At 29.2% G+C, this 11,844-nt stretch carries 12 protein-coding genes and 1 riboswitch; of the genes, 11 read left to right on the forward strand and 1 reads right to left on the reverse strand.

Features of this window, described 5'->3' with window-relative positions; translation table 11 throughout:
• Positions 1–2 precede the first annotated feature (2 nt).
• The 6 genes from KQI30_RS09410 to KQI30_RS09435 all read left to right on the forward strand — a co-directional run bounded on the left by KQI30_RS09410 (position 3) and on the right by KQI30_RS09435 (position 5,574).
• Positions 3–878, forward strand: coding sequence for an ABC transporter permease (locus KQI30_RS09410; RefSeq protein ID WP_216463049.1), 876 nt, complete (start codon positions 3–5; stop codon positions 876–878).
• Positions 865–1,659: an ABC transporter ATP-binding protein gene (locus KQI30_RS09415; RefSeq protein WP_216463050.1), complete on the forward strand. Its 795-nt coding sequence runs from the start codon at positions 865–867 to the stop codon at positions 1,657–1,659. Before KQI30_RS09410 ends, KQI30_RS09415 begins: the two co-directional genes overlap by 14 nt.
• A gap of 117 nt (positions 1,660–1,776) precedes the next feature.
• Positions 1,777–2,460, forward strand: a complete 684-nt coding sequence (locus tag KQI30_RS09420) for a DNA-3-methyladenine glycosylase (RefSeq protein WP_216463051.1) — start codon at positions 1,777–1,779, stop codon at positions 2,458–2,460.
• 421 nt (positions 2,461–2,881) lie between these two features.
• Entirely contained in the window at positions 2,882–3,148 is a 267-nt protein-coding gene (locus KQI30_RS09425) for a metal-sensing transcriptional repressor (RefSeq protein ID WP_216463052.1), read from the forward strand.
• Between the two features lie 9 nt (positions 3,149–3,157).
• Complete coding sequence (locus KQI30_RS09430; RefSeq protein ID WP_216463053.1) at positions 3,158–5,365, forward strand: heavy metal translocating P-type ATPase; 2,208 nt, start codon at positions 3,158–3,160, stop codon at positions 5,363–5,365.
• Positions 5,366–5,367: 2 nt separating this feature from the next.
• Positions 5,368–5,574 carry a heavy-metal-associated domain-containing protein gene (locus KQI30_RS09435; RefSeq protein ID WP_216463054.1) on the forward strand — a complete coding sequence of 69 codons (207 nt, stop codon included), beginning with the start codon at positions 5,368–5,370 and terminating at the stop codon, positions 5,572–5,574.
• 486 nt (positions 5,575–6,060) lie between these two features.
• On the opposite strand, the gene KQI30_RS09440 is transcribed toward KQI30_RS09435, so the two are convergent.
• A complete protein-coding gene (locus KQI30_RS09440) occupies positions 6,061–7,455 on the reverse strand; it encodes an NAD(P)/FAD-dependent oxidoreductase (protein ID WP_216463055.1) in 1,395 nt (464 codons plus the stop codon).
• 17 nt (positions 7,456–7,472) lie between these two features.
• Positions 7,473–7,576: riboswitch (purine riboswitch) on the reverse strand.
• 192 nt (positions 7,577–7,768) lie between these two features.
• On the opposite strand from KQI30_RS09440, the gene KQI30_RS09445 reads away from it, so the two are divergent.
• The 5 genes from KQI30_RS09445 (at position 7,769) to KQI30_RS09465 (ending at position 11,622) form a co-directional block, all read left to right on the forward strand.
• Positions 7,769–7,948 carry an HTH domain-containing protein gene (locus tag KQI30_RS09445; protein WP_216463056.1) on the forward strand — a complete coding sequence of 60 codons (180 nt, stop codon included), beginning with the start codon at positions 7,769–7,771 and terminating at the stop codon, positions 7,946–7,948.
• A gap of 124 nt (positions 7,949–8,072) precedes the next feature.
• Positions 8,073–8,624, forward strand: coding sequence for a GNAT family N-acetyltransferase (locus KQI30_RS09450; RefSeq protein ID WP_216463057.1), 552 nt, complete (start codon positions 8,073–8,075; stop codon positions 8,622–8,624).
• 213 nt (positions 8,625–8,837) lie between these two features.
• On the forward strand, positions 8,838–9,254 hold the full coding sequence (locus KQI30_RS09455; RefSeq protein ID WP_216463058.1) for an NfeD family protein: 417 nt from the start codon (positions 8,838–8,840) through the stop codon (positions 9,252–9,254).
• Between the two features lie 12 nt (positions 9,255–9,266).
• Positions 9,267–10,202 (forward strand): SPFH domain-containing protein, encoded by a 936-nt coding sequence (locus KQI30_RS09460; protein ID WP_216463059.1) that lies wholly within the window; start codon positions 9,267–9,269, stop codon positions 10,200–10,202.
• A 364-nt stretch (positions 10,203–10,566) separates the two neighbouring features.
• Positions 10,567–11,622 (forward strand): VanZ family protein, encoded by a 1,056-nt coding sequence (locus tag KQI30_RS09465; protein WP_216463060.1) that lies wholly within the window; start codon positions 10,567–10,569, stop codon positions 11,620–11,622.
• The last annotated feature ends 222 nt before the right edge of the window (positions 11,623–11,844 follow it).

Here is an 11,844-nt window from a genome sequence, read left to right on the forward strand (position 1 = left end):
TGATGGATAAAATAGTGATTAGTACATTGGAGCAAGGATTGATATTTGCCGTTGTAGCAATAGGTGTTTATATTACTTATAAAATATTAGATTTTCCAGACTTATCTGTAGATGGAACATTTCCTTTAGGGGCTGCAGTCTGTGCTTTAGGACTTATGAAAAATATAAATCCATTTATATGTTGTTTGTTGGCTTTTATGGCAGGATGCATAGGAGGATTTTTTACAGGAATATTACATGTTAAGTTAAAAATAGATGCTCTTATGAGTGGAATTTTAGTTATGACTGGATTATATTCTATTAATTTAAGAATAATGGGAAAATCTAATGTTCCTTTTTTCGGTAAGGAATTAATTTTTAGTGATAAAGTTAATAAACTTGTTGTTATAGTGTGTATTTTGGCTGTAGTTAAAATACTATTTGATTTATTCTTAAAAACAAAAAGGGGATTTTTATTAATAGCAGTTGGTGATAATGATCAAATGGTTACATCTCTTGGTGTGAGTAAAGATAATGTTAAAATTTTAGGACTTATAATTTCCAATGGTTTTGTATCATTAGGAGGAGCAATGACAGCACAATATCAAGGTTATGCAGAAGTAAGTATGGGAACAGGGGTAGTAGTTATGGCATTGGCAGCAGTTATTATAGGTTCAACTATTCTTGGTAAAGTTTCATTTATTAAAGGGACAACCCTTGCTATTGTAGGAGCTATAGTTTACAAGGTAGCGATGGCAGTAGCACTACAATTCAGAATAGAACCACAAGACTTAAAGCTTATTACAGCAATAATTATAGTAGTTGCTCTTAGTTGTAATGGAAGTCTTTTCTCACTTAAAAGAAGAGTTAAAGGTGGTGAAAAAGTTGCTACAAATTAATGATTTATCCAAAACATTTTATAAAGGAACAGTAAATGAGAATACTATTTTTAATAAATTCTCTTTTACTGCCAATGAAGGAGATTTTATTTCTATTATAGGTAGTAATGGTGCGGGAAAATCTACATTACTTAATCTTATAGGTGGATCTATTATCGCTGATGAAGGTTCTATCTTATTAGATGGAGAAGAAGTTATAAATAAAAAGGAACATTATAGAGCTAAAAAGATAGGAAGAGTTTTTCAAAATCCATTTCAAGGGGTATGTTCTAATATGACTATACTTGAAAATATGTCTTTAGCTTTTAATAAGGGAAAATCATATAATCTAACACCAGGTATAAATAAAAAAAATATCAATAGATTTAAAGAACAATTAGAAAAAATAGATCTTGGGTTAGAAGATAAAATAAATGATAAGGTTGGATTATTATCTGGAGGGCAAAGACAAGCAATATCATTATTAATGGCTGTAATGAGTAAACCTAAAGTTCTTTTGTTAGATGAACATACAGCAGCATTAGACCCTAAGACATCAGAAAAAATAATATCAATAACTAAAGAACTTGTAGAGGAGAATAAAATAACAACGCTTATGGTAACACACAATCTTAATCATGCTATTAGTAGTGGGAATAGACTGATAATGATGCATAAAGGAGAAGTAATAGTTGATATTAGAGAAAAAGATAAAGTTGATTTAACTACAGAAAAGTTAATGAAAGAATTTGAACATGCTCATGTTAAAGAAGCATTAAGTGATAGAAGTTTGTTAGTTTAATATTATATCAAATTTCATTAACTCAACCATAAGTACACTGAAGTTGATAATTTTCTGCTTATTGTAAAGAATATATTATAAATTAGTTTTATAATTAATATACGAGGAGAAATGTATATGAAAGTGTTAAAAGAAGAGTTCTATGGTAGAGATACATTAACGGTAGCAAAAGAATTGTTAGGTAAATATTTAATTAGAGTTATTGATGGTAAGTATGTGGGAGGAAAGATAGTTGAGACGGAAGCTTATCTAGGTGTAAATGATAAGGCTGCTCATGCGTATGGAGGTAAGATTACTGAAAGGGTAAAGCCTATGTATAAAATGGCAGGTACGTCATATGTGTACAGTATTTATGGAATGTATTATTGTTTAAATGCTATAACAGAGAGGGAAGGGGTCCCACAGGGAGTGTTAATAAGGGCTATTGAGCCATTATTAGGCTTAGATAAAATTTCTATCAATAGAACTAAGAAAAAAAGTGAAAAAACTTATGGAGAGTTAACAAAAAGGGAACGATTAAATCTAACTTCCGGACCTTCAAAGTTATGTATGGCATTAGACATTGATAAGAGATTTAATAGTGGATTGCTTTGGGATGGAGAACTTTTTATAGTTGATTATGATGAGGAATTGAAAAAATTTTTTGAGAAGGAAGAGGCGCCTTGTGGAAAAATAGTTAAAAGTAAAAGAATAGGAATTGATTATGCAGAAGAGGCGAGAGACTTTTTGAATAGATTTTATTATGAAGGAAATCCTTACGTATCTGTAAAAGATAAGAATCCATTGTATTTAAATGTGTAAAAGTTAAGTTTATCCACAGTTGCAATGAAAAAATTCGTTGTACCTGTGGATAAACTTTTTTTATTGTTAGTAAATATAGGTTTAGTGAAATTTATTATATCATAATTGTATAACTAGAACAAACTTATCATTAGAAATATTATAAATTTATGTAGATTAAAAGTGCTAATAGAATTCCGTCTATGAAAAATAGCGATAATGCTAGTAATAAATTTATATTATGTTTAGCCCATTTTTTCTTTTCCATAATAATATCACCTCATGGTAAATTATTGACAGAATTTCTATATAAAATTCGTATTTATAAATAATATTATATAAAATTCGTATTTATAAATAATATTATTGACAAAATAAAAAAGAGTGGTATTATAAAGTTGCACACCCCCACCTAGGGGAGGGGTACAAATAAGGAGGATTTATGGATAAAGATAGAAAAATGATTTTACAATGTTTAAAAACTTGTAGAGGGCAGATAGATGGAATAATTAAGATGATTGAAGATGAAAGATATTGTATAGACATTTCTAATCAAATAATATCAGCTCAAGGATTACTTAAAAAATCTAATAGTATGATATTAAAAAATCATTTGAACCATTGTGTTAAAGAAGCGATGCATCACGATAATGCAGATGAAAAAATAGATGAAGTTATAGATATACTAGGCAAACTTTTAGGAAAGTAAGGAGGATATATGAAGAAAGAATTAAAAATAGAAGGAATGTCCTGTGCAGCCTGTGTAAAAGCTGTGGAAAGAACAGTTAAAAAGTTACCAGGAATAAATGAAGCAACAGTAAATCTTTCAACAGAAAAATTATTAGTTGATTTTAATAATAAAGAAGTATCAATAGATGAAATTAAAGAAGCTATTGATAAAAAAGGATATAAAGCATTAGAGTTAGAGGAAAAAGGTAAAAGTCCTGAAGAAATATTGAGAGAAATGAAGAAAAGACTAATATTATCTATGATATTTGCTATTCCATTATTACTAATAGCAATGGTACCTATGTTTATTCCGTCATTAGATAAAATAGCAATGGAACACCTTTCAGTATTTGCTACTATTCAATTAGTATTAGTTGTTCCAGTAATGATAGTAGGAAGAAGTTACTTTATACATGGATTTAAAAACATGGTGAAGTTATCACCAAATATGGATTCACTTATAGCCATGGGAACATCAGCAGCGTTTATATATTCTTTTGTAAATACTATTAGAATATATACTGGTGTTCATACAATGAATCTTTATTATGAGTCAGCAGGTGTAATATTAACATTAATAACTTTAGGAAAATATTTAGAAGCTATAGCAAAAGGAAAGACTAAAGATGCTATTAAAAAGCTAATGGATTTATCACCTAAGGAAGCTACAGTTTTAAAAGATGGTATTGAAAGGAAAGTTAAATTTGAAGATATAAAAGTAGGATATATTATTGTTGTTAAACCAGGAGAAAAGATACCAGTAGATGGGGTAGTAGTTTCTGGAGAAACATCTATAGATGAATCAATGCTTACTGGTGAAAGTATTCCGGTTGAAAAAGAAATAGGATCTGGCATTATTGGTGGTAGTTTAAATAAAAATGGAAGAATTCAATATGAAGCTACTAGAGTAGGAAAAGATACTACTTTATCTCAAATAATAAAAGTAGTAGAAGAGGCTCAAGGTTCTAAGGCACCAATAGCAAAATTAGCAGATATTATCTCAGGATATTTTGTTCCTATAGTTATGACACTGGCTATTATTGCAGCATTGTCATGGTATTTCTTTGGTGGAGAAAGTTTAAGTTTTGTTATTAATATTTTAGTATCAGTATTAGTTATAGCTTGTCCATGTGCATTAGGATTAGCTACACCAACAGCAATAATGGTTGCTAGTGGTAGAGGGGCAGAAAATGGAGTTTTAATTAAAAGTGGAGAAGCGTTAGAAATAGCCGGTAAAATAGATACTATTGTTTTTGATAAGACAGGTACACTTACAAAAGGAGAGCCAACAGTTACTGATGTAATTGGATTTGGAATACCTGAAAAAGAAGTTCTTGAAATCGCAGCTTCATTAGAAAAACATTCAGAACATCCATTAGGAGATGCAATAGTTAGAAAAGGTAATGAAGAGAATGTTATAATTTATGAGGTGGAAGGATTTAAGGCACTTGTTGGTAGAGGGGTAGAAGGAAATATTAACGGTAAAGAATATTTTGTTGGTAATGATAGATTAGTAAAAGAAAAAGATTTATATAGTGATGAATTAGATGAGTTAGTAAATAAGTTATCTAGAGAAGGAAAAACACCGATGATTCTTATTAGCAATAAGGTGTTAGGTGTAATTGCTGTAAGTGATGTAGTAAAGGAAACTTCTAAGAAGGCAGTAGATTTATTGCATCAAAAAGGTATAGAAGTTGTTATGATAAGTGGAGATAAAACAGAAACTTGTGAATATATAGGTAACTTAGTGGGAATAGATAAGGTTTATGGAAGTGTTCTTCCAGAGAAAAAAGCAGAAGTAGTTAAAGAACTACAAAGAGCTGGTAAGAAGGTAGCCATGGTTGGTGATGGTATTAATGATGCACCAGCATTAGCGCAAAGTGATGTAGGTATTGCTATAGGTGGTGGTACAGATATTGCTATAGAAAGTGCAGATGTAGTGCTTATGAGAAGTGATATTTTAGATGTTGCTGTAGCTATAAATCTTAGCAGAAAGACTATGAGAAATATAAAAGAAAATTTAGGTTGGGCATTTGGATATAATATTCTTGGAATACCATTTGCTATGGGAATATTCCATATCTTTGGCGGACCGCTTCTAAATCCAATGATAGGAGCATTAGCCATGAGTTTATCATCGGTATCAGTGCTATTAAATGCATTAAGATTAAAAACAGTTAAAATTAAGGAGGATTAAAAATGAGTAAAGTTATTAAAATTGAAGGAATGAGTTGTGAAAAGTGTGTAGCACATGTAAAGGAAGCTTTAGAAGATATTGCAGGAATTGAAAATGTTACTGTAGATCTAAAAGAAGGTAAAGCTGTAGTAGAAGGAAGTAATGTAAGTGATGAAGTAATAAAAGAGGCTATTGAAGATGAAGGATATGATGTTATTTCAATAATGTAAATGTAAGGAAGGGACTGTCGCACAAAGAAGTTATATTGGAGTGCGGCAGTTTTTTTAGCAAAATAGAATATCAGGGCATAAGTATGATGGCACAAGGCACAGGTCTTAAGATATTTATATTTGATATAGAACTATTACGGGGGCTAATGAAAGCTTTGCTTTCATGTAGCTTGCACTAGGAATCTATGATTTTTAGAAAACAACACTTAAGTATAACAGTTTTATATATGTGATAAATACATCTATACCTCGCGCCGCCCTAAGGACTAAAATATTTTCCCTCTCGGGGAAAATTGACCACCATAGTGAATTGACTGAATTGTGAATTAGTCTTACTTACGCCTTGTGCCATCTAATCTATGCCCTGTCTTGTGTCATAATAAAAGGAGGTATCGCTAACAACTTTTTATTTGTTAATGCGACACCTCCATTATTATATTTAGAATTTAAGGTAATTGTGAATTTTGCACTGAAAGTGTAAGATATTTAAAGTTTTCTACCCATCATAACACCCATTGCTGATGCCATCATTAGACCTCTTGTCCATCCACTTGAATCTCCAAGACAATGAAGTCCTTCAATATTTGTTTCGAAATTTTTATCTAGAGTTATTCTATTACTGTAGAATTTTATCTCTGGTCCATAAAGTAATGTTTCTCTACTAGCAAAACCAGGTACAACAGTATTCATAGACTCTATAAAATTAAGAATGTTAGTTAATGTTCTATAAGGAAGTGCTGAAGTTAAGTCACCAGCTTCGGCATCTGGTAGTGTATGTTTAACATTTGATTGATATAATTCATGTGGCCAAGTTCTCTTACCATCAAGAATATCTCCATATCTTTGAACAAGAATACTTCCATTACCAAGCATATTAACAAGTTCAGCAACCTTTTTACCATATTCAATAGGTTCATTAAACGGTTCTGCGAAGTTATGAGAACTTAATATTGCTAAGTTAGTATTATTTGATTTTTTGTCTTTATATGAGTGACCATTTACTATAGCAAGATTATTATCATAATTCTCTTGGCTAACAAATCCACCAGGATTTTGACAGAAGGTTCTAACTTTATCTCTGAAAGGTGCAGGATAGCCAATAAGTTTTGATTCATAAAGGACGCTATTAACATTATCCATTACTTCATTTCTAAGTTCAACTCTTACACCGATATCAACGGGACCAGCACTGTGAGTTATATTATGTTCAACACACATATCTTTTAGCCAATCGGAACCTTTTCTACCAGTAGCAATAATTACTTTGTCACTAAAAATTTTTTCATCTTTTGTTTTAGTCATAGAATCAGAAAGTAAAACACCTTTTATTTTGTTTTCATTAATTATTAGATTTTTAACTATAGTATCAAATTTTATAGTAACACCATTATCTATTAGGTGGTTTTGAATTTTTGAATATATTTCATGAGCTTTTTCAGTACCTAGATGCCTTATAGGACAATCAACTAGTTTTAAGTTACCTTCAATAGCTTTACGTCTTATTTCTTTTATTTCATCAGTATTACCGATACCTTCAATTTTTGTATCTGCACCGAAACTTAGGTATATATTATCGGTATAGTCAATATAACTTTGAACTTCATCTGCACCAACTAATTCAGGAAGATCTCCACCAACTTCATAGCTTAAAGATAGCTTCCCATCAGAAAAAGCACCAGCGCCAGAAAAACCTGATGTAATGTGACAGTAAGGCTTACATTGTACACATTTATTTGTTCTTATTTTCGGACAAGATCTTCTATCGATACTTCTGCCACCTTCAATTAATAATATATTTGAATTAGGCTTGTTCTTATTTAATTCATAGGCTGTAAATATTCCAGCCGGTCCAGCACCTACTATTATTACATCATAATTCATTAATAACAACTCCTCGAAAAATAATGATAGATGCTTATAGTGTAGAGCAATTTACGGTAGCTCTGTAGAGACATCCTAACCATATTATAGGATTTATATAAGCGAACATTTTTAAAAAAATAAACAATAATGTTCTTAATACAATAAGATTTTATAATAAAAGTCGAAAATTATCAATACTTTTTTTGTGAAAACACGGACGATACTAAAAAAATATATATAAATAAAGATTGTTTTCTAATAATAATTATTGAAAAGTGTTAGAATATATTATATTATCTATTATAAGATTTACATATTTGGAGGTAGTAAAATGGAAATAAGAGATAAAGTATTAGAAGTATTAAAAAATTCAGCAGAACCTATGAAAGGTGGAGAAATTGCTGAAGTTACGGGAATAGATAAAAAAGAAATAGATAAAGTAATAAAAGCTTTAAAAGCAGAAGGTACAATAATATCTCCTAAGAGATGTTATTATGGAATAGCAGAATAGGTAATATTATAGAGTACGGTGATATTGGAAAAGATGTCACCGTACTTTTTTATAGATTGTAAACTATACAATTGTTATAATATAGAATAAATAACATAATAAATATATTACGGGAGGAAAAAATATGATTAAGGAATTAGTGGTTAAGAGAAAAGATGGAGAGTTAATTAATGTAATAATAAAGAAATTAGATTTATCACATATTAATAAAATAATGGAGTTGCAAGAAAATATTTTAGCAGGTATAGATAATAAAGAAACTTATGCACCATCAACAATTGATGAATTTAAAGAAGTGATTTTAGGTAAAGGTGAGATTATTGGATGTATTACCGAAAAAGATAAGTTAATAGCAATGGGAGTTTATGTTGAGAATAAATATGATGAGCATAATTATGGCTATGATTTAGAAATACAGGGTAATGATTTATTAAAAGTATGTCAGATTGAATCAACTATAGTAGATGAGGATTATAGGGGGAATAGATTACAAAAGACCATTTGTGCAACTATTGAAAGTATAGCTAAAGAAAGAAGGATGAAATTAATCACAGCTACAGCATCACCATACAATCCTTTTAGTGTAAATACTTTTATTGCTTTAGGGTATGAGATAAAGAAAGATAAGCTAAAGTATGGTGGATTAAGAAGATATGTGTTAGCAAAAAATCTATAGACAGTTTTAAAATATTTTTACTAATGATACAATTAATTTAATACATATTGGAAATTAAGTATAAAAAAGTTATATAGTTATTATTAACAAATGAGAAGTTTAAAAGTTGTACGTTAAAACAAAAGATGTTAAGTGGTATATAAAAACTTATTTTAGTGTTGAAAATAATATATTTTATAGTATAATAAAAATAAGAGGAGGGGGAAAAGCTATATGATATATTTTTTATGGGTTGTAATAATAATAGCAGCTGTAACTATTGATATATGTAGCAGCAATTTATTATTTGTATGGTTTGGGCTTGGGGCACTAGTAGCAATTTTGTTAAATGTGTTAGGTATATCATTTGTAGTACAATTAATATCATTTGTATTAATAGGTATCATTGCAACATTAATTTTTTATCCGATATTTAAAAAGAAATTGAAAGAGATTCCTAAAACATTAACAAGAGAAGAAGAGATTATAGGTAAAGAATTTATTGCAAACACAGACATTGAAGATACAGGTTCAGTAATGATAGAGGGTATTTATTGGACTGTGATAAACGAAGGAAAAGCTATAAAAACAGGAGAAAAATTTATAATAACAGGAATAGTAGGAACAAAGTTCACTATCAAAAGTAAATAGGGGGAAAAGTATATGTTAATTTTTTTAATTATTTTAGGTGTAATTTTAATAGTATCTTTATTGAGTTCTATTAAGATAGTTAATACTGGACAAGTATTTGTAGTAGAAAGATTAGGTCAATTTAGTAAACTTTTAGAACCAGGTTGGCATTTTCTTATTCCATATGTAGACTTTGTTAGAAGAAGAGTATCAACAAAACAACAAATTATAGATATTCAACCTCAAACAGTTATAACTAAAGATAATGTTAATATTCAAATTGATAATGTAATATTCTACAAGGTTATTAATCCAAAAGATGCTGTTTATAACATAGAAAATTATATGGAAGGTATAAGATATGCAACTATTACTAATATGAGAAACATAGTTGGTGAAATGACATTAGATGAAGTTTTATCAGGAAGAGATAGAATAAACTCTAAACTATTAACTATAGTAGATGAAATTACAGATGCATACGGTATAAAGCTTCTTTCAGTAGAAATTAAAAATATTCTTCCACCAAGAGAAATTCAAGAAGCAATGGAAAAGCAAATGAAAGCTGAAAGAAATAAAAGAGCAGTTATTTTAGAGGCAGAAGGTGCTAAGCAAGCAGAAATAGCTAGGGCAGAAGGTGAAAAACAATCTAGAATATTAGAAGCAGAAGCAGAAAAAGAAGCTAATATAAGAAGAGCAGAAGGTCTTAGAGAAGCACAACTTTTAGAAGCACAAGGTAAAGCTGATGCTATAGAGGCAGTGGCAAAAGCAGAAGCAGAAGCTATTAAGAAAGTAAATACTGCGATTATTGAATCAGGAACTAATGAAACAGTTATTGCATTAAAACAAGTTGAAGCACTTAAGGAAATGGCTAATAATCCAGCTAATAAGCTTATATTACCAAATGAAACATTATCATCACTTGGAAGTATAGCTGCTATTGGTGAAATGTTAAAAAAAGATAAATAATTAGTAGAAATGAAACTGTTACACGATAGGAGTGTAGCAGTTTTTTAGTAGATCTGATTATATAGTAGTTCACAGTTTTGGATGAAATTCCTGCGGAATTTCTAAAATTTTAAGTGTTTAAGCTTGGTGTATAGAGTAGGTTAGTTTTCTTAAACTTAATTGTATTTGATACAGAACCATTACGGAGGGCTACATGAAGGTTGCACCTTCATGTAGCTATTCACTAATATACCTAACCTGTACCTTACTTTGTGCCATGATAAAAGGAAATATTGCTTACAAGTTTAATTTATTAATAACGGAATAGTGATTTGCATCATATGGTATAATCTGTATTATGCACAGGTTATTAGGAGGGGTTAAGGTGAAGCAGTATTTCTTTCAAGGATATTGGGAATGTAGAGGAAGTATTATTAGTGCAGTATTACTTTATATTATAATATTAGTTTTTTTGTGGATTAGTAATAAGAGAAGAAAGCTTGTAATAACAAAATCAATTTTCGAGTTAATTTTCATTATATATTGTATCTGCGTATTAAGAATAACAGGAATAATAGGGATGAAATTTAATTTATCCTATTTTTCTTTTAGTATGTTAACTTTATACATACCCTTTGTAGATGGATCAATAAAAATGATCTTCTTGAATTTTCTTCTTTTTGTACCATATGGTTTCTTATTGCCTATAGTTTTCAGAGAGTGTAAGTGGAGTTATAAAAAAATAATAGTAATTGGATTTGGAACAACAATTATTATAGAACTATTACAAGTATTTGCAGGTAGATTTTCAGAAATAGATGATATACTAACAAATGGATTTGGAACATTAGTAGGTTATATTATTTATGTTTCTTTAGGTAAGATAAAGGATAGATATAAACGTAGAAGTGGTATAATTCAATTGATAACAACTTGTTTAATTGTTACTGTTGTTACTTTTTCTATATCATTAGTATGTAAGAAAGATGAAGTTGAGGAATATATACCAGAGGGAATAGAGGCAATACCTTTAGAGGAAGTATTATATGTAAAGTCATATCATAATAACAACATTATAGATTTAGATAAAGATATGATTCTAAATTTAAATTGTGATATATCAAATTACATTTGTTTTCTTGATGAAGAGAAAGATATATATAAAAATATAGATGAAATATTAAATAACAATAAAGGTTATTTTGTAGAAATACGATTTAAGAAACCTCAAAATATAAAATACAATAGTAATGAACCTTTTGAAATGAAAGATGTTGTTTCAATAATATTAGATATAAATGATTATAGGTTATATTGGGGTAATGAATATGACGTATATACTAAAGAAGGAGATTCTACAAGTTTTAAGAATAATGAATTGCAATATAAAAAACAAAGTAAATATGATCCTGTAAAGCAAAGGATAAAAAGTTATTTTTAAAAATAATACTTGTAATTTTTAGGGCAATATTGTAAAATAAATATAAATAAATTACTTCTGTTAAAGGGGAGTAGCTACCTAAATTTTTGATTTAGGGATAGTTTTCAACAACCGGTATAATTTTTATGCCTGGAAGCTATCGCACTTAATTAGTGATGCAAGACCTTTAGCACAACGTTATTGTTGTGCTAAAGGTCTTTTTTAGTTGTTACTATCAAGAGG

Source organism: Clostridium bornimense, from assembly GCF_018917145.1.
In the GTDB taxonomy this organism is placed as follows: Bacteria; Bacillota; Clostridia; order Clostridiales; family Clostridiaceae; genus Clostridium_AN; species Clostridium_AN bornimense_A.

Excerpts from the sequence above, each read along its gene's own strand:
- KQI30_RS09430 (WP_216463053.1), top strand. The coding sequence starts at position 3,158 with ATGAAGAAAGAATTAAAAATAGAAGGAATGTCCTGTGCAGCCTGTGTA.
- KQI30_RS09425 (WP_216463052.1), top strand. The coding sequence starts at position 2,882 with ATGGATAAAGATAGAAAAATGATTTTACAATGTTTAAAAACTTGTAGA.
- KQI30_RS09450 (WP_216463057.1), top strand. The coding sequence starts at position 8,073 with ATGATTAAGGAATTAGTGGTTAAGAGAAAAGATGGAGAGTTAATTAAT.
- KQI30_RS09420 (WP_216463051.1), top strand. The coding sequence starts at position 1,777 with ATGAAAGTGTTAAAAGAAGAGTTCTATGGTAGAGATACATTAACGGTA.
- KQI30_RS09440 (WP_216463055.1), bottom strand. The coding sequence starts at position 7,455 with ATGAATTATGATGTAATAATAGTAGGTGCTGGACCGGCTGGAATATTT.
- KQI30_RS09435 (WP_216463054.1), top strand. The coding sequence starts at position 5,368 with ATGAGTAAAGTTATTAAAATTGAAGGAATGAGTTGTGAAAAGTGTGTA.
- KQI30_RS09410 (WP_216463049.1), top strand. The coding sequence starts at position 3 with ATGGATAAAATAGTGATTAGTACATTGGAGCAAGGATTGATATTTGCC.
- KQI30_RS09445 (WP_216463056.1), top strand. The coding sequence starts at position 7,769 with ATGGAAATAAGAGATAAAGTATTAGAAGTATTAAAAAATTCAGCAGAA.
- KQI30_RS09455 (WP_216463058.1), top strand. The coding sequence starts at position 8,838 with ATGATATATTTTTTATGGGTTGTAATAATAATAGCAGCTGTAACTATT.
- KQI30_RS09460 (WP_216463059.1), top strand. The coding sequence starts at position 9,267 with ATGTTAATTTTTTTAATTATTTTAGGTGTAATTTTAATAGTATCTTTA.